At 70.3% G+C, this 17744-nt stretch carries 16 protein-coding genes; 5 read left to right on the top strand and 11 right to left on the bottom strand.

The features are described from left to right. The first annotated feature begins 574 nt into the window (after window positions 1-574). Together IE244_RS15715 and IE244_RS15710 are read left to right on the top strand one after the other, a co-directional pair. Window positions 575-1333: a helix-turn-helix domain-containing protein gene (locus IE244_RS15715; protein ID WP_191874151.1), complete on the top strand. Its 759-nt coding sequence runs from the start codon at window positions 575-577 to the stop codon at window positions 1331-1333. 2 nt (window positions 1334-1335) lie between these two features. Then, complete coding sequence (locus tag IE244_RS15710; protein ID WP_191874150.1) at window positions 1336-1809, top strand: NUDIX domain-containing protein; 474 nt, start codon at window positions 1336-1338, stop codon at window positions 1807-1809. On the opposite strand, the gene IE244_RS15705 is transcribed toward IE244_RS15710, so the two are convergent. Together IE244_RS15705 and IE244_RS15700 are read right to left on the bottom strand one after the other, a co-directional pair. Then, window positions 1797-2363: an HD domain-containing protein gene (locus tag IE244_RS15705; protein ID WP_191874149.1), complete on the bottom strand. Its 567-nt coding sequence runs from the start codon at window positions 2361-2363 to the stop codon at window positions 1797-1799. The genes IE244_RS15710 and IE244_RS15705 overlap by 13 nt on opposite strands. Window position 2364: 1 nt before the next feature. Beyond that, complete coding sequence (locus tag IE244_RS15700) at window positions 2365-2826, bottom strand: GntR family transcriptional regulator (RefSeq protein WP_191874148.1); 462 nt, start codon at window positions 2824-2826, stop codon at window positions 2365-2367. A 540-nt stretch (window positions 2827-3366) separates the two neighbouring features. Between IE244_RS15700 and IE244_RS15695 the strand changes: the two genes are divergently transcribed. Beyond that, complete coding sequence (locus tag IE244_RS15695) at window positions 3367-4002, top strand: DUF6082 family protein (protein ID WP_191874147.1); 636 nt, start codon at window positions 3367-3369, stop codon at window positions 4000-4002. Between the two features lie 269 nt (window positions 4003-4271). Here the strand turns inward: IE244_RS15695 and kilB are convergent, their stop codons facing one another. Further along, window positions 4272-4742: a plasmid transfer protein KilB gene (gene kilB, locus IE244_RS15690; RefSeq protein WP_229854144.1), complete on the bottom strand. Its 471-nt coding sequence runs from the start codon at window positions 4740-4742 to the stop codon at window positions 4272-4274. Window positions 4743-5621: 879 nt separating this feature from the next. Between kilB and IE244_RS15685 the strand changes: the two genes are divergently transcribed. Continuing rightward, window positions 5622-6620: a lytic polysaccharide monooxygenase auxiliary activity family 9 protein gene (locus IE244_RS15685; protein WP_191874146.1), complete on the top strand. Its 999-nt coding sequence runs from the start codon at window positions 5622-5624 to the stop codon at window positions 6618-6620. 51 nt (window positions 6621-6671) lie between these two features. On the opposite strand, the gene IE244_RS15680 is transcribed toward IE244_RS15685, so the two are convergent. Continuing rightward, window positions 6672-7532 (bottom strand): esterase/lipase family protein, encoded by an 861-nt coding sequence (locus tag IE244_RS15680; protein WP_191874145.1) that lies wholly within the window; start codon window positions 7530-7532, stop codon window positions 6672-6674. 169 nt (window positions 7533-7701) lie between these two features. Further along, window positions 7702-8148 (bottom strand): MarR family winged helix-turn-helix transcriptional regulator, encoded by a 447-nt coding sequence (locus IE244_RS15675; RefSeq protein ID WP_191874144.1) that lies wholly within the window; start codon window positions 8146-8148, stop codon window positions 7702-7704. Window positions 8149-8235: 87 nt separating this feature from the next. On the opposite strand from IE244_RS15675, the gene IE244_RS15670 reads away from it, so the two are divergent. After that, window positions 8236-8610, top strand: a complete 375-nt coding sequence (locus IE244_RS15670) for a cupin domain-containing protein (RefSeq protein ID WP_191874143.1) — start codon at window positions 8236-8238, stop codon at window positions 8608-8610. A 17-nt stretch (window positions 8611-8627) separates the two neighbouring features. Here the strand turns inward: IE244_RS15670 and IE244_RS15665 are convergent, their stop codons facing one another. From IE244_RS15665 to IE244_RS15640, 6 genes are all read right to left on the bottom strand, one after another. Then, window positions 8628-9602 carry a DNA polymerase Y family protein gene (locus IE244_RS15665; protein ID WP_191874142.1) on the bottom strand — a complete coding sequence of 325 codons (975 nt, stop codon included), beginning with the start codon at window positions 9600-9602 and terminating at the stop codon, window positions 8628-8630. Beyond that, window positions 9599-13036, bottom strand: a complete 3438-nt coding sequence (locus tag IE244_RS15660; protein WP_191874141.1) for a DNA polymerase III subunit alpha — start codon at window positions 13034-13036, stop codon at window positions 9599-9601. Before IE244_RS15660 ends, IE244_RS15665 begins: the two co-directional genes overlap by 4 nt. Before the next feature lie 189 nt (window positions 13037-13225). Further along, entirely contained in the window at window positions 13226-14308 is a 1083-nt protein-coding gene (locus tag IE244_RS15655) for a S1 family peptidase (protein WP_191874140.1), read from the bottom strand. Window positions 14309-14636: 328 nt separating this feature from the next. Next, window positions 14637-15539 carry a S1 family peptidase gene (locus IE244_RS15650; RefSeq protein WP_191874139.1) on the bottom strand — a complete coding sequence of 301 codons (903 nt, stop codon included), beginning with the start codon at window positions 15537-15539 and terminating at the stop codon, window positions 14637-14639. A 202-nt stretch (window positions 15540-15741) separates the two neighbouring features. Next, window positions 15742-16524, bottom strand: a complete 783-nt coding sequence (locus tag IE244_RS15645) for a DUF1684 domain-containing protein (RefSeq protein ID WP_191874138.1) — start codon at window positions 16522-16524, stop codon at window positions 15742-15744. Continuing rightward, window positions 16521-17660: an LLM class flavin-dependent oxidoreductase gene (locus IE244_RS15640; RefSeq protein WP_191874137.1), complete on the bottom strand. Its 1140-nt coding sequence runs from the start codon at window positions 17658-17660 to the stop codon at window positions 16521-16523. Before IE244_RS15640 ends, IE244_RS15645 begins: the two co-directional genes overlap by 4 nt. Window positions 17661-17744 lie beyond the last annotated feature (84 nt).

Here is a 17744-nt window from a genome sequence, read left to right as displayed (position 1 = left end):
GGGACCGGACGGGCGAGGGAGGCAACCGGCCGCAGCGCTAGCCGCTGCGATGGCAGGTACAGAGCGGACCGGATCGGCCGCGAGCGCACGTTCCGCTCACCGACCGGGATGACCTACTGGCGTCGCCGACCGGTCCGTCGCGGCGGCGCCCACAGTCTTCGTCGGTGCACTGGATTTCCCATCAGGCGAGATCAACAGGGGTGTGAAGCACTGCAAGGGGGACCACGTCCCCACTCTCCGGCCGTTGCTCGCGGTCACCGGGCCACCTCGCCAGTCGGGTCGAAGCCCTGTCCTCTGGCCTTCAGCGGGATTGCAGCGTCCCCGCCTTCTGCGCATGCGGCATGAAGCCGCCTTCCGACCGAGGTGTTTCGTTCGGTCGAGTAGTACCTGTTTTACAGGTACTGCATAAGGTCCCGTCAAGTACGCCGACGGAACCGCCTGGTTTTCGCGCCGGAACTTCTTGGCGCACACTCAGAATCGCGGCAGGTCAGGGGAGTTGGTCAGCCCGCACGTGGACAGCTCCCGGCCTTCTGGCTACGGTCAAGAAGTCCTAGAAGTCCCTACGGGGGTGCAGATGTCGAACGAGCGTCTACGGTCCGCCCTCCTCGCCCGCGGCATGACCGTGCAGAGCCTCGCCGAAGAGATCGGCGTCATCCCGAAAACCGTCGAACGCTGGATCACCCAGGGAAAAGTGCCGTACCGGCGTCACCAGTACGCAACAGCGGCGGCGTTGAACGTCGACGTGACGACGCTGTGGGATGACAGCCGGGCCGTCGACAGCGCTACGGATCTGACCAAAGCCGAGATCGTTGCTGTCTACCCGCATCGACACACGGTGCCGGCCAGTCTCTGGCGTGACCTCTACGAGCGAGCCGAGAGCAACCTAGACGTTCTCGTCTACTCCGGGCTCTTCCTGTCTGAGGATCCGTTGTTCCACGGGCTTCTGAAGAAGAAGGTGGAGGGGTCCACGCAGGTGCGGATCCTGCTCGGGGACCCAGACTGCGAAGCCGTCCGACAGCGTGGCATAGATGAGGGGCACCGAATCATGGATGGCAAGATCCGGAACGCCTTGGTGAACTATCGGCCCCTCATGGAGAGCCACCCTGAAATCGGCTTCCGGCTCCACGCGACCACGCTCTACAACTCCATCTACCGGTCCGATGACGAGATGCTCGTCAACCCCCACGTCTATGGCATCGGCGCCTACATGGCGCCCGTCTTCCACCTGCGGCGTATGCCGGGCGGCGGCCTGTTCGACACCTATGCGAATAGCATCGAACAGACCTGGGGAGGCGCCCGCCAGGTCACGAACCGCGACATCACAGGAGCCTGAGCATGGGACGCATTGATTACCTGCACGACCCCGACGCCCCGCCGGCCAATTCGGTCGTGCCGTCCGTCGTCGCGTTCGTGCAGAACAACGCTGGTCAGGTGCTGGTGATTCAGCGGTCCGACAACGGGCGCTGGGCACTGCCCGGGGGCGGTCACGACGTGGGCGAGTCGATCAGTGACACCGTCGTGCGTGAGGTCTGGGAAGAGACCGGGATCAAGGTGGAAGTCGTCGACGTGTCCGGGCTCTACACGGACCCCGGGCATGTGATGCAGTACGACGATGGCGAGGTGCGCCAGCAGTTCAGCATCTGCTTCCGTGCCCGGCCGGTCGGCGGTGAACTTCGTACGAGCGACGAGACGACTCAGGTCCGCTGGGTCGACCCTGCGGACCTGGCGTCGCTGGACGTGCACCCCACCATGCGCCTCCGGATCGAGCACGCCATGGACCAAACGCGCACGGCGCCCTACATCGGCTGACGTTTGGTCGCGGCAACCCGTTCAAGGACGCGGGACGTGCACGCGAGGATTTCGGGCTCCGCCCGGCGGATGAATGTACCGATCAGGCTGTCCGGCCCGTACCGCCCGGCGATCTCGTTGATCCGATCGACCGGGTTCGTGGGCGTGCCATCTGGTGTGGTGTTCATGTCGCAATAGCAGAGCGCGTCGTTCAGGTGCTCCCGCTCGCGAGGGAACTCACTTTCCAGCTCCTCCCGCATGCCGCGCGCTTCCGCCTCCATCCAGGCACAGGAGTGGTGGGCTACCAGGTTGATCACGCGTTCGTCGGCGCCAGCCACGTCCCGGAGGTAGCGTGCGCCGTCCAGCGGGTGAAAGCCCGTTTTGGCCAGGTCCGGCGCATAGCCGATGTCGTGCAGGACCGCTGAGGACTCCAGCAGATCCGCATCCTGGTCAAGGATGAACGCGACCGTACGCGCCCGCTCGGCGACCCCGAGGCAGTGCTTCCACCGCTGCGGCAACGATTCGGCGAGCAGGGACTCAGCCAGGGGATAGGCCCACTCCGTCAACTTCGGCAAGCTACGAACGCTCCTCTCGCGTCGGCACGGCGCGGACCGTCCGCACCCTGCCCTGTCCGCCCCCCGCCAGCACGCCGGCGGCCTCCAGCTTCTCCAACGCCTTGGTCACGGTCGGTCGTGAGACGTCGAACCGCTCGGCAAGCGCCGAAGCACTCGGAAAGGCTTCCCCTACTTCAAGGCCATCAGCCGTGATGACGTCCGCGATCCTCTGATGGAGCGGACGCCGGTCGACTTGCGCCCCCGAGCGCACGACGCGCCACCGTTCGCCCGGCGCGGGTTCGGCAACACCTTCCTGCTTCAGCACGCCGAACGCGCGGACAGCCACGCCACGCGAAACCTTGAAATCGCGCACGACCTCGGTCAGTGACGGCAGCACCGTCATGTCCGGGTCTTCCTCGATCCGCGTCTTCAGCGCGTCAGCGATCTTCAGGAAAGTTCCCCGAGGGTTGGCCTGCTGCGACACCCGCTCTCCCTCTCGGTCAGCCAATCGTCCCGTCCCAGCTTCCCACGCTGGAAAGGACCGTGAGGCTGGTCAGACCTCTCTGGCCCGTCGGCTTGATGGAATCTTCTCTACCTCGTCAAGGCGGCTCGCTCCGCTCCCCGCGCGCGGCCCGGCCCCCGGCCGGGCCTGCGCTCCTGCCTTCGTCCCGCTCCAGCCCGGCCGGCGCCCGTCCCGCGCGCACAGCGATCAGCCGCCTGACGTCAGAGAAGGGGTACGTCGTGGCTGGGGCGGTCGGCTCCGCGATTTTAGGCAGCCACTTTGGCGCGAGCCTCGCAGATCATGGCCCCAACGTCGTGCTTTACCGGGCAGGTCCACAGACTGCCCGACGTGCCGCAAGCTTACGGGGCCATGATCACTCGCGCCAAAGCAGCTCCAGCCCAAAATCGCTCCACCGACCGCTCGTATGGCGTCGCACAGAGCTGGGAACCATCCCCCTCAACGAGCCATGGACAAACAGCCTGGTAGCAGATTCCGGCAGAACGAAGAAACAAGGGGTAAAACATGAAACTCTGGCGAAACAGACACTTCCCGTGGGGTATCGCCGTTGCCACAATCGCCACCATCGCGCTGACCCCATTAGTCCTCAAGGGTCTCTCATTCCTCGGAGAAGACTGGCAATCACTCAGTAACGTCGGACAAGCCTACGGATTTCTCTCCGTGATCTTCTCGGGTGCAGCACTAATTGGGGTTGCAGTATCTCTCGCCTATCAAGCTCACCAGACCGACATATCCAACGAGGAAGAGCGGCGTGCTGCGCACCGCGAGCTGGCGCTTATGTCGATCAACGATCCTGAGCTTCTCGTTTGCTGGGCACCATCGCAGAGCCCACTCCCTTTGACTCTAGCAAGGCAACTCCACTTCACACATTTGATCGTTACACAATACTACTCCGATTATTTGCTTAAGCGTGTGAACGACGACGCAACACGTGTCCAGCTTGAGTTGCACTTCCGGGGCGAGCGAGCGCGAGATCATTGGGTCGATCGTTCCGCAGGCTGGCGCGAGTTTGCAGAGGCGACAGGGGATGCGCGGCAGATTCGATTTGTCGACCTGATGGACGAGGCATACGAAAATGCTGCGGCTGCCGGACCGTCGATAGCGGCCTCCTCTTATTTCGCCCCTGATCCGGGATCATAATTCCGCATGGATCTGTGATGACGTTGTACAGCAGCGGAGTACAGCAACCACAGCAACCGGCAGCGCCCCATACCGGCTCTCAGAAGCGTCATGGCAACCTGTTTGACCTTCAATGACCGACCTCTGTAGAGCTACGGATCAGAAGGTTGCGGCCGTGGTATGCGCACCATGGCCGCACCACAAGCGCACCACGGGAGCGCACGAGTGTTGTAGGGCGTATGGGACCGGCACGACCGGACGGCCAGAACGCTGACAGTGGTCGCCATCAGTCAGCGGTTGTTGGGGCTCAGCAGCGTGGCGGCCGCGGCGATGAAGGCGACGGATGCTTCCTTGGCCGCATGCCGCCGGGCGTCCAGCTCGGTCCGGTCGATGGCCTTGCGCAGCGCGTACGTGGCATCTGCGGCCTGCTGTGCGGGGCCGGCCAGCTCGGGGACCAGGACCTGAAGGCGGATGTGGGGCGCGGTGATTGCCGCCCGGGTGTCGTGGGACCTCGTCTGGGCCTCCAGCTGGTGCTCGGTGCCTGCCTCCGTCAGGGCCAGACGCTCCCGATGGAACATCGCCGAGCGGTGCGCGTCCAGGGCGGCCGCGAAGTCGGTGACGGCACCGAGCTGGTCCCGGCGGTGGTTGTCGGCGCGCTCCTCGGCGCGTGCGGTGCGTGCCGAACGGTGCTGGAGGAGTCCGGCGGTCAGGGCACCGGCGAGGGTACCGAGTACGGCAACGACCGAAGGCCATATGGACATCAGGTGTTGGTCCTCTCGGGTAGTCGGCTTCAGTGTGAGGTCGGCGGACAGCAAGGTACGCGGCGGCGCCATCGGTGGCGGGGTTACGCCTGCGGCGCTCCGGACCTACCCTGGCGGCCAGTCTGCGGCTGAGGGCAGAGATCTGGAGTCCGGGGCCATGATCACTTGCTCCGAGTCGACCAGCACACGAGACGGCCGGGGGCAAGTACCGGCGCGCTCCCAGAACTCAGCGACATGATTCTTGTCGCTGACGGAGCGTTTCCAGCGGTGACCAACAAACGTTGCTGGCTCCCGGCCGTAAAACCAGGGCACCGACGGAGTCGGCCATCCGAGCCGTCTGCTCGCCGCGTGCCACAGTCGTGCCAGATGCAGGGGTCAGCCGCGGTCAAGGGTGGTGACTGGCAGGCACCACCGTGCCGACTAGCTCGACCGAGGTATCCGCAGGTCGTCTGCCTTGTCACCCACCCTCTCTCCTAAAGCGGTGGTCACGGACACCGTGGGACTATCTGTGGACGGGCCTAAGCCAACCAAGCGGCACCTACCAGCAGCTTTCCCTGAGAGCCCAGGCGCCTCCGAAGCCATGTGCATAGGTTCCTGGCGCAGGATGCCTAGGCGCAGCCGGGAGCCAATCCGGGAGCCAATCGGGGCGTCCGGTCGCGGACGAACACGGACTGCCACGGACGCTAGGACTGCTCGGGTGCAGTTGGGCAGGACGGTCCCTCGTCCGCTTCCTGAGCCCTCGGTTAGTCCGGCCTTAACGGCACCATAAGGATCGCCTCCCCCCGCCCTCAGCAGGCGATCCGGCGGTTTCCTGGGGCTAGTTTCGGATCACCCCACGGGATCCAGCCCCGCCGGAGGACCGTCTTCGAGGAGTTCCGCATGTCCGCTCGTGCCCGTCGCACGGCCGCCGTCGTCGCCGTGCTCGGTCTGCCGCCGCTCGCCCTGACCGTGCTCGCCGCAGCCCCCGCGTCCGCGCACGGTTCGATGGGGGATCCGGTCAGCCGGGTCTCGCAGTGCTACGCGGAGGGGCCGGAGAGCCCGAAGTCGGCCGCGTGCCGGGCGGCCGTGGCGGCCGGGGGCGCGCAGGCGCTCTACGACTGGAACGGCGTCCGGATCGGCGACGCGGCCGGCCGGCACCGGCAGCTGATCCCGGACGGCAAGCTGTGCAGCGCGGACAACGAGGAGTTCAAGGGTCTCGACCTGGCCCGGGCCGACTGGCCCGCCACACGCGTGCACCGCGGGTCGTACACCTTCAGGTACCGGGTGACCGCCCCGCACAAGGGCACCTTCAAGGTCTATCTGACCAAGCCCGGTTACGCCCCCGCGAAGCCGCTGAGGTGGTCCGAGCTGGATCTGGGGCACCCGGTGGCCACGGTCACCGACCCGGTCGCCTCGGGCGGTTTCTACACGTTCTCCGGCACGCTTCCCGCGCGGTCCGGGCGGCAGTTGCTGTATGCGGTATGGCAGCGCTCGGACAGTCCGGAGGCGTTCTACTCCTGCTCGGACGTGGACTTCGGCGGCGCCGGTACGGGGCCCACGGGCGCCGGCCCCGCGCCGACGGCCTCCGCACCCTCCGACCAGCAGATCGCGGCCGGTGCCGACAAGTCGACGATGCTGCACCACGGTCACGGCGGCGACGGCGACGGCACGCCGGCCCGGCGACCGACGCCGTATACGACCCGGGGGGCCGCGCGGCAGGCCACCGCCGCTTCCTTTGCGCCCAAGGCGGCGGGTTCCTCGGACAACCTCGCGGAGACCGGTGCCTCCTCGGGCACCTCGTACGTCGCGCTCGGCGGCGCGGCGGCGCTGGCGCTCGGTTCGGCGGCGCTGTTCCTGTCGGTGCGGCGGCGCGCGGCGGGTGGCACCCACCGCCGGTGAGGGTTCCGGGGCCTGTCCGGCGGCTCAGGTCGGACAGGCCCCGGCGGCACGTCAGCTGAAGGCCGACGCGCAGGTGGTGGCCGTGGCGTGGGCCGGGTCGAGCGCGTTGGCCACCTCGTGGAAGGCGATGCGGTCGAACAGGCCGATGGCGACGTGTTCGGAGAGGTCGAGCGGGCACAGGTCCTGGAGCAGGACGTTGTGGACGTCGGAGCCGCTCAGGTACTGGCTCCGCCAGGGGGTGGCCACCTCGTCGTACTTGGTGGCGATGACCGTGTAGTGCACGCCGGGGACGGTGTCGCCGTCCGCGTTGAGCTTGGTGAGGAAGTCGGAGCCGGGGATCTGGTCGGCGAGGCCCGGGGTGGTGGCCTTGATCAGGTCGCCGGCGCCGGGGAAGTACGGCAGCAGGTTGGTGAGGCCGCTCATACTGGCGCCGTGGTTGTCCGGGGCCAGCCCGACGAGGGCGTTCACCTTGGCGGCTCCGCCGAGGAACTTCAGGTAGTAGCGGGGCATCATGCCGCCCTGGGAGTGCCCGACGAGGTCGGCCCTGCCGGTGCCGGTCGCGGCGAGCACCCTGTCGACGAAGGCGGAGAGCTGCTCGGCCGACTTGTCGATGGGGCCGAGGCCGTAGAAGAGGGGAACGCCGGACAACTGGCCGTAGTCGAGGGAGAAGACGCAGTATCCGCGGTCCTTCAGGTACGGGGCGAGGGAGAGCCAGTTGTCGACCGAGTTGCCCAGGGTGCCGTGCACCAGGACGACCGGGCGGGGATGGGTGGCGGAGGGCTTGCAGGAGAAGTCGTTCCAGCCGCTGCTCGGGGCGTCGGAGGCGTGGGCGGCGGCGGCCGGAACGGCGGCGACGGCGGCGGTGAGGAGCAGTGCGGCGAGGGGTCTGAGCGCTCGCTTCCAGGGCAGCATCGTGTGATCTCCTTGCGGCTCAAGGGAGGTGCGACGGCCTTACCTTGTGATCCGGATCACGAGGATGCTGTTCACTTGTCAAGTTACGGGCGAGTAGTGCAAGTGTGAAGTTACGCGTCAGTAAAAACTTCCAGTGATAACCAGCGCCCCACCGGACCCTGACGGATCGTCACCAGACGGGCCTGATCGGACCATGGGGAGCGATCCGCACCAAACGCTCCCTCAGCGCACGCATCTCCCCCTCGCCCAGCCGTCCGGCCCACTCCCCGACCACCTCGGCCGCCGCCTCCTCGGCCGCCCGGGTGCAGGTCCACCCGCGTTCGGTCAGCACGATCAGCCGGGCGCGCGCGTCCTCGGGATGCGGCCTGCGCTCGGCGTACCCCTTGCGTACGATCTCGTCCACCAGCTGGCTCGCCGCCTGCTTGGTCACCCCGAGGTGCGCGGCGAGGTCGGTGACGGTGGCGCCGCCCGGGGCGAGCCGGGCGAAGGCGAAGCCGTGGGCGGGCCGCAGGTCGGTGAAGCCACGGGCACTCACCCCGTCGTGGATGCGTTGCGTGAGGTCGCCCGCGGCGGCGAGCAGGGCGGCGGACAGGGCCATGGCTTCGGAGTTCTGCACGGAGGCATTGAAACACCCTTGACAGGAAGGTCAAGCAGCTTGACCATATAGTCAAGCTGCTTGACCTTATGAACGGAGACCACCGCCATGCCCATCGTCCGCTCGTCGGCCGCCGTCACCCACGAGATCCACGGCGCCCGCTTCGTCTCGTACGCCACCCCGCTCACCGGCAGCAAGGAGCTGTGCGCCTGGCGCGGTGAGATCCCGGCCGGCACCAAGGCGCCCGCCCACACCGTCAACCGGGAGGAGATCTTCCACCTGCTCGTCGGCGAGCTGCTGATGACCCTGGACGGTCACACCGAGCGGATCGCGGCGGGCGACACGGTGATCGTCAACCCCGGTGCGACCCTGGCCGTGGAGAACCCCACCGACCACACCGCGATCTCCTGGGTCACCACCTCCATCGGGCTGGAGGCGCGGCTCGCCGACGGCACCCGGGTCACCCCGCCCTGGGCCAACTAGGGCCTCACCATGGGGAGTCACGCGGCCAAGGTGCCCGGCATCACCGCCCTGGGCCCGAACTTCGCCCGCGCGCGGTCCGCGACCTCCTCGATACGGCGGACCTTCTCGTCCACGGGGTCGAAGGTGAGCTGGTGGGAGGCCTGGCCGGCGGGGGCCAGGCCCTCCGCGCGCAGGGCGAGCGCGCGGACCCGGGCGCGCTGCAGGCCGAGCACCTCGTACATGCCGTAGGCCACCTCGGTCAGGGCCGGCGAGTGCGCGGTCGGCTCCTTCAGGGTGCGGCTGCGGGTGGTCGAGGAGCGGTCGGCGTAGCGCACGGTGAGGGTCAGGGTGCGGCAGATCTTCTCCACCGCGCGCAGCCGGCCGCCCAGTTCCTCGGCGGCGGACAGCAGCGCCCTGCGGTGCCGGCCGGGGTCCAGCTCGTCGATGCCGAAGGCGCGCTCCGCCGTCAGCGACCGTGAGACGGCGTTCGGCACGACCCGGCCCCGGTCGAGGCCGCTCGCCCGCTCCCTCAGCTCGCGGGCCGCCTTCGCGCCGATCAGCCGCTGGAGCGTGGACAGCGGCGCGGCGGCGACCAGGCCCAGGGTGTCCAGGCCGTACTCGCCCAGGGTGCGGGCGGTCGCCGTGCCGACGCCGGGCAGCGCGGACACGGGCCGCCCGGCGAGGAACGCGGCGATGCCCTCCGGGTCCTCGGGTACGGCACACGTCACCCCCGGCCGGGCGTCGCGCAGCGCCACCCGGGCCAGCGTCGGCCCCGGACCGGCGCCGATCGCGCAGTCGACGCCGTACCGGGCGAGGGCACGCACCCGGATCACCGAGGCCAGCTCCACCGCGCTGCGCCCGAAGTACCGCTCGGCCCCGCGCAGGTCGGCCAGCGCCCCGTCCGGGGGCAGTGCCTCCACGACCGGGGTGAAGTCCTCCAGCAGACCGAGCAGTCCCGGCAGGGCCGCCTCGTACATCGGCGGCAGCTGGAAACGTACGCAGAGAATGGTCATCCCGCACTCCCCGGACTCTGGTGCCACAACTTCCGTATGGCAGCAGGCCCTTGTGAGGCCTCCTGCCCCGCGGGCCGCAGATCGGCCCACGGATGCATCTCGTATCCGGTGGGCAGCTGGATCCGGCGCCCACCGGTCGGGTCGCCGCCCGCACCCCCGGCCACCGGCTCCGCGAGCCGCGCCGCCACCTCGTCGAGACCGCCCGCGGCCCGCAGCTCCACCAGCTCGGCGAGGTTCCAGGCGGCGGAACCCACCACGCTCAGGCTGCGCGGACCACGCCGCTGCACCACTCCGCGCACCAACAGCAGCCATGAATGGAAGACGGTGTGGGCGCACGCCTCGTGCGAGTCGTCGAAGAACGCCAGATCGACCAGCCCCGTGCCGTCGTCCAGCGTGGAGAAGACGACCCGCTTGCCGGAGCGGATCGGCGGCGTCTGGGTGGCCGCCTTGGCGCCCGCGACCAGCACGGTCTCACCGTGCCGCACCTCGCGCAGCCGGCGTGCGGAGATCACGCCCAGCTCCTTGAGGAACTCCCGGTGGTCGTCCATCAGATTGCGCGAGGCGTCCATGGACAGCACACCCAGCTCGGCGCTGAGCCGCTCCGCCGACGTCAGATCCGGCAGGCCGGCCGAGGCGGTCCTCCGCCCGCCCGCCAGGGGAAGCTGCCCGCCGCCACCGCCCCGGGCGCCCCGGTGCAGTTCGGTCAGATGCAGCTGCAGATCCCGCCGGTTGGCGCCGAAGGCGTCCAGCGCCCCCACCTGAGCGAGTCTTTGGGCCAGCGGCCGGCTGGGCCGGGCCCGCTCCCAGAAGTCCACCAGCGAGGAGTACGGCTGCCCGGCCGCGATCCGTTCGGCCTCGGCCTCGCTGATGCCGTGCACGTCGTGGAGGGCGAGCCGCAGCCCCCACACCTTGGACTCGGACACCAGTTCGATCCGATGGGCGGCCCCGGACACATTCACGTCCAACGGCAGGATCGGCACCCCACGCCGCCGCGCGTCGGCCAGCAGCAGCCGCTTCGGATACATCCCGGGATCGTGGGTGAGCAGCCCGGCGTAGAAGGCGGCCGGGTGATGCGCCTTCAGCCAGGCCGACTGGTACGTCGGCACGGCGAAGGCGACCGCGTGCGCCTTGCAGAACCCGTAGGACCCGAACGCCGCCACGATCTCCCAGGTCCGCCGGATCGTTTCCGCGCCGTACCCCCGAGCCGCCGCGGCCTGCGCGAACCACACCTTGATCCGCCCCTGCGACTCCGGGTCGGACAGGCCGCGCCGCACCCGGTCGGCCTCGCCCCGCCCGCAACCGGTCAGGACAGCGACGATCTCGATGACCTGCTCGTGGAAGACGACGACGCCGTACGTCCCCTCCAGCGCCTCCTCCAGATCCGGGTGCGGACAGCGCACCGGGGCCCGCCCGTGCCGTGCCTCGATGAACGGCCGCACCATGTCGGCGGCCACGGGGCCGGGCCGGAACAGCGAGATGTCGACGACCAGATCGTGAAAGGTGCTCGGCTGCAGCCGCCCCACCAGATCCCGCTGGCCCGGCGACTCGATCTGGAAGCAGCCCAGCGTCTCGGTGGACCTGATCAGCCGATACGTCTCCGGATCCCCCTCCGGCACCGCGTCCAGATCGATCCGCTCCCCGCTCACCCGCTCCACCTCGGCGACCGCGTGCGCCATCGCCGACTGCATCCGCACGCCCAGCACATCCAGCTTGAGCAGCCCGAGGTCCTCCACGTCCTCCTTGTCGAACTGCGACATCGGCAGCCCCTCACCGCTGGTCGGCACCACCGGCGTACGCGCAAGGAGCGAGGCGTCGGACAGCAGCACCCCGCACGGATGCATGGCGACCCCGCGCGGCAGGGCGTCGAGCGCCTCGACCAGCTCCCACAGCCTGCCGTACCGCTCCCCCTCCCGCCGGAACTCCCTCGCGAGCTGCTTCAGCTCGGGCAGTTCCTCCAGCGCGGCCCGCGCGTCCCGGGCCCGGATGTGCGGAAAGGACTTGGCCACCCGGTCGATCTCGGCCGGGTCCATGGACAGCGCGGCCCCCACGTCCCGGATGGCATGGCGCACCCGATAGGTCTCCGGCATGGACACGGTCGCGACCCGCTCGGTGCCGAACCGGCCGATGATCGCCCGGTAGACCTCCAGCCGGCGCGCGGACTCCACATCGATGTCGATGTCCGGCAGCACGACGCGCTCCTTGGACAGGAAGCGCTCCATCAGCAACCCGTGCTCGACCGGATCGGCGTGCGCGATGCCCAGAAGATGATTGACGAGGGAGCCCGCACCGGAGCCGCGGGCGGCCACCCGGATCCCCATGCGCCGCACGTCGTCGACCACCTGGGCAACCGTCAGGAAGTAGGAGGCGAAACCGTGGTGGGCGATGATGTCCAGCTCGTGGTGCATCCGCTCCCAGTACGCGCGTTTCCCGCCGTACCCGAGCCGCACCATCCCCGCCACCGCCCGCGAGGCGAGGGCCCGCTGGGCGGTACGCCGCCCGGCGCCCACCAGATGCGCCTCGGGAAAGTGAACGGTCCCGACCCCGAGGTCCCCCTCGGGGTCGACCCGGCACTCCTCGGCCGTGGCCAGGGTCTGCTCCATCAGCCGCAGGGCGGCCTCCCGCCGGTACCCGGCGGCCTCCGCCACCCGCTCGGCGACCCCCGCCATCGCCCGCGCGTCCTTCAGCCACGCCTCCCCGGAGTCCAGCTGCCCGCGCGGGTCCACCGGAACCAGCCGGCGGGCGGCATCCAGCACATCGGCGACCGGGCCCGCCCCGGGATCGGCGTACCGGACGGCGTTGCCGAGCACCGGACGCACCCCCTGTTCGGCGGCGAACCCGACGGTACGGGCGGCCAGCCGCAGGGACCCGGGCCCCGTACCCGTACGCCCGTGCCACACGGCCTCCAGCCGCAGCGCGTCACCGTAGACCTCACGCCACGCACCCAGCAGCCTCGCGGCCCGATCGGGACGCCCCGCCGCGAGGGCCCGCCCCACATCCGACCCCGGCCCGAGCAGCACGGTCAGGCCGTCACCGTGGTTGCCCGGCCAGGGCAGCTCGGGCACACCCCCGCCCGCGTGCGCCGCCGAGACGAGCCGGCACAGATCAGCCCAGCCCCGGGCGCCGTCCCGGGCGAGAAAGACCACCCGAGGGGCCGACTCGTCGACGAAGGCCCCGCCCCGCACCGGCGCCCGCCGCCGCTCACGCCGTACGGCCTCGGCCTCGCCCAGCGCCAGATCCACCCCGAAGACCGGACGCACCCCCGTCCCGGCGCAGGCCTTGGCGAAGCGCACCGCACCGGCGACGGTGTCACGGTCGGTGAGAGCGAGGGCGTCCATCCCCCGCTCCGAGGCGCGCTCGGCCAGCCGCTCCGGATGGGATGCCCCGTATCTCAGGGAGAACCCGGAGACGGTGTGCAGATGCGCGAAGCCCGGCACACGCACCTCCCGCACTCGTGAGCCCCGAACAGCTCTCGAACATCAGTTCCCTACTTCCACCCCCACCATACCCCCATTCTCGAACATGCGTGCGACACCCGGGAGGGCGCCGCTCACCTGCGCGAACGCACACCAGGAAGCCCCGCTCCCACCCGGGAACGGGGCTCCACGCGACAGACGCCCGACGCGTCAGCCGATCTTCGCCCCTGTGGCGGAGAGCGCGGCGGTGACCGGCTGGAAGAACGTCTCGCCGCCGGAGGCGCAGTCACCACTGCCCCCGGAGGTCAGCCCGATGGCGTTGCTCCCCGAGAACAGCGAGCCGCCGCTGTCACCGGGCTCGGCGCACACATCGGTCTGGATGAGACCGCTGACGGTGCCCTCCTGGTAGTTCACCGTGGCGTTCAGGCCGGTGACCGTACCGTCGTGCACATGGGTCGTCGACCCGCTGCGCGTCACCTTCATCCCGACCGTCGCCTCGGCGGCACCGGTGATCTTCTGGGTGGACCCGTTGTACAGGTCCACCTCGCTCGGGTGGTCCACCTGCGCCGTGTACTTCACGAGTCCGAAGTCGGTCCCCGGGAAGTGCGACTCCGCGTTCTGCCCGATCTGCTTGCCGCTGGAGTCCGACCAGCTGGTGATGTCCGCGGTGCAGTGCCCGGCGGTCAGGAAGTACGGCTGTCCGTCCTTGACCACGTTGAAGCCGAGCGAGCAGCGCCCGCCCGACCCGCTGATCGCGTCGCCACCGGCGATGAAGGGCTTGAACCGCCCCTGCGACCGCTTCAGCTCGGCCTTGCCGCCGAGCCCGTCGACGACCTTGCTCAGCTTGGTCCACCGCGCGCCGGAGACCGTCTTGTCGGCGGTGACGACGACCTTGTTGCTGACCGGGTCGGTCGCCCACGAGGTGCCGGGGATGGTCGCGTCCTGCTTCAGCGTGGTCCGCGCGGCGTCGAGCGCGGCGAGCGAGTTGGTGACGAGTCTCGCCTTGGCCCCGGCCGCCTCGACGGTGTTCGCCGCGCCCTGGTCGAGCACGTTGACGACGAGACTCCTGGCCTGGGTGTCGTAGTAGCTGCCGGCCGCGCCGGAGCCGAGGTTCTTCAGCAGCGTCGATGCGAGGTTTCCAGCCGCCGGAGCGGACAGAACCCGCAGCTGCGGAGCGGACTTCGCAGGCTCGCTGGCGTTCGCATTCTGCAAGGTGACACCCGCGGCGACCAGTGCGGCGATTCCCGCACCGGCCAGGGCGGCCCGCCGCCCGGATATGCGTCGGTGCTTCAACTCACGTCCTCCTGTGGGGGGATGGTCCGCGAGTTGTGGGGACCCGACGGACCTGAAGGCTGGTTGACGAGCGCCCACTCTTCCGAACGACCCAGGGAGCACACAAGGTTGACTTCAGGACGCGCGCGCAGAGGGCTCGCACACCCCCGCAGATTTGACTGAGCACGGTCACGCCCGGAAATTCGCACTGCAAACACTACCCGCGAGGAGTCCACAGCGGAACGTCACGACAGTGCATGGCTCGTTCTCCACCCTCGCCGGGCAACGGAAGAGCCCCCGTACGCGCCTCGCGCACGGGGGCTCCCCAGCAGGCCGGACTCGCCACTCGCTAGGGCAGCGTGACCCCGTAGTAGCTCAACGCCTCGGTCACCGGCTGGAAGAACGTCGTACCGCCGGACGTGCAGTCACCGCTGCCCCCGGACGTCAGTCCGTAGGCCACGCTCCCCGCGTACAGCGGACCACCGCTGTCACCGCCCTCGGCGCACACCGTGGTCTGGATCAGCCCGTAGACGATGTCGCCGCCGCCGTAGTTGACGGTGGCGTTCAGCGCGGTGACCCGGCCGCTGTGCGTGCCGGTGGTGGAACCGCGCCGGTAGACGGTCGCGCCCACGGACGGCGTGGCCGCGCTCGTGATGGACTGGCTGCCCACGGAACTCGGGTGTGACACACCGGAGTTGGTGTACCGGACCAGCGCGAAGTCGTTGCCCGGGAAGCTGTAGCCGACGTTGGTGCCGAGCACCGTGCTGTGGCTGGAGTTGCTGTACCAGGTGGAGGCGACCTGGCCGCAGTGACCGGCGGTCAGGAAGTAGTAGGTGCTGCCGCTGTGCACGTTGAAGCCGAGCGAGCAGCGGTAGGAACCGCCGTAGATGGCGTCACCGCCGCTGATCAGCTTGCTGAACCTGCCGGGGGTGCGCTTGATGGTGAGCGCGCCCGCGCCGGAGCCGGCCTGCCGCTTGATCCTGGCGATCTCGGCCTTGGACACCGTGCTGTCGACGGTGACGACGACGCGGTCGGTCCTGCTGTCCACCGCCCAGGCCGTGCCGGGTACGTCGGCCTTCAGGACGGAGTCGTCGACCTTGCTGAGCTGGGCGGCGCTGAACGTGTGGCCGTCGTCGCCGGCGTTCGCGGTGGGGGCGGCGAACGCGGCCGCGGCCAGGAAGCCGGTGGCCACGGCGATCAGCCGGGTCCGTCTCGCGGTGCCGTTGCGGGGAGTGGTGCGCTTGATCCTCACTTTTCGTTCCCTCCCAGGGGAAGTCGGGGGCCCGCGTGGGGTCGGGGCCCGTGAGGCGCAGCCAGGGGGTGTGGCCGGATTCCGAACACGCATGCCCCCTGACAAGCGCTGAGGGGGAGTATTCGGCCGAACGACCGGTCGCCACAAGAGTGCCTTTCGGCCGTCCGACTTTAAACCACTCATACGCAGCAGCCTCCTGACGTCAGCTCAGCGCACGCTCGCCCGCCTCGATCGCCGCGTCGAGCGTGTTGCCCGGTGGCGGGAAGGGGCAGACGAAGTGGTCGGCGAAGGCGCACGGCGGCAACTGGGCGCGGTTGAAGTCGACGGTCGTACGCCCCTCGGTGTCCGGCGCGGCCGGGTACAGGAAGCGGAACCGGTAGCTGCTGTCACCGCTGGTGGCGTCGGCGAACACCGCCCACAGCCGCCCGTCGCCCTGCTGCGCGACCCGCAGCGTCAGTTCCCGGCCCGCCAGGGTGAAGGCCAGCTCGCCGGCGAGGGCGAGGCCGCGCTCGCGTCCGTCCGCGTTGCCGACCCGCACGGTGCGCGTGCCGTCGTACGGTGTGAACCGCCCCGGCACCGACCAGCGGGGGTCGTACGAAGTGGCCTCGACGCCCTTGAAGGCGCGCCGGGTCCCGGACTCGGGGTCGTAGACCCGCACGCCCCAGACGCCCTCGCGGACCAGCACGAACAGCCGCTTCCTCGCCAGCGCGACCCGCGAGTCGGCCTCCGGCCCGGGGTCGGCGGCGAGCCGGACCTCGCCCGCGAAGGGCTGCCCGTCCACGGTCAGTCCGTCGGTCTCGGCGGCGGTGAGCACCACGCCCTCCCCATCCGCCACCCAGGTCCCGGGAATGCCCGGAAGCCGCCCCTCCGGTTGGTCCGGGAGCCAGTGCGTGGCGGTCAGTGCGAGCGGCCCGTAGGGCGCCGAGACCGTCTCCACGCGTTTGTCGTGCCACTGCTGCCACGCCTCGGTCGCGTCCGTCGTCATCCGTCGGTTCCTTTCGTGGGCCGGGCCAGACCCAGGTGCTCGCGCAGGGTGCCGCCCGGGTAGAAGGTACGGAACAGGCCGCGGTGCTGCAGGAGCGCCACCGTGCCGTTGACCAGCCGCTCCAGGTCACGGCGCGGCTCGACGGGCCTGAGGTGGAAGCCGTCGGTGACACCGTCGGCGTACCAGCCGGCGACCAGTTCGGCGAGGTCGACCGGGCCACCCCGGTACAGCGGCCCCCGCGCGGTCGGCCGGGGGCCGCCGCCACCGTGTCCGGGTTCGGCCGCGTACTCGCCGTCGCCGAGGTCGATCAGCAGGCTCACCAGGGTCCGCAGGGTGTCCGGGTCCCGCCCGCACGCGGCGGCCCGCGTGCGTAGTTCGTCGCGTACGGCGGCGGCGTGCGCCGGGGTCGCGGCGCGGATCAGGGCCACGTCCGCGTGCCGGGCGGCGACGGTACGGGCCCGGCTCCCGGTGGCGTCGACCACGCGGACCGGGTGGCCGTGCGGCGGCCGGGGCACGGTCGAGGCGCCGCCGGCAAGGAGGTCGCCACCGGTGAAGTCCGCGCGGTGCGGCCTGTCCCGGTCCAGGAGCCGGACGGCCGGCACGTCCCGGCTCCCGGCGCCGTCCGCCCGGCCGTCCCGCGGTTTCACGGTGACGTCGGTGGCCTCGGTGACGGCGGTGACGGCGGTGACGGCGGTGGGAGCCTCGGTGACTTCACCCGCCTCGTCCCCCAGCGCCGCGGCGGGCGCCGTCCGGCGCCGTCCGAAGGGCCGGGCCTCGTCCTCGCCGGCGGACACCTCGATCCGCCAGCCGGCCCGGCCCCTGCTGACCCAGTCCAGCGTCGCCACGGCGGCCTGCGCCCGGAAGGGCCCGGGGGGCGCGGTGGGCGCGTTGGGCCCGGTGGGCGCGGTGACGACGGTCGGGACCAGGCCGATGCGCCGGGTCGCGGGCGCCGCCCGGGACAGCACGGCGAGCGCCGCGGGGCCGGGCCGGGTGGAGGAGTCGTCCAGCGTCACGAAGTCCAGCCCGCCGCGCTCGGCGAGCCGGACGAGTTCGACGTACGGTCCGGCGTCGAAGCAGCCCGGCAGATCGACGGCGGCGGCCAGACACAGCAGCCCGCGGCCGTAGCGCGCGCTCACTCCGACGCCTCCCGCCGCCACGCTCCGCCTGCCGGTCCGGGCCGGCGCGACGGCGGACGACCACGGCGGCGCGCACCGGCACTG

The organism is Streptomyces filipinensis (genome assembly GCF_014649495.1).
Taxonomy (GTDB): domain Bacteria; phylum Actinomycetota; class Actinomycetes; order Streptomycetales; family Streptomycetaceae; genus Streptomyces; species Streptomyces filipinensis.
Note: the sequence above shows the minus strand (reverse complement) of the source record. Positions and strands in the feature narration are given on the sequence as shown.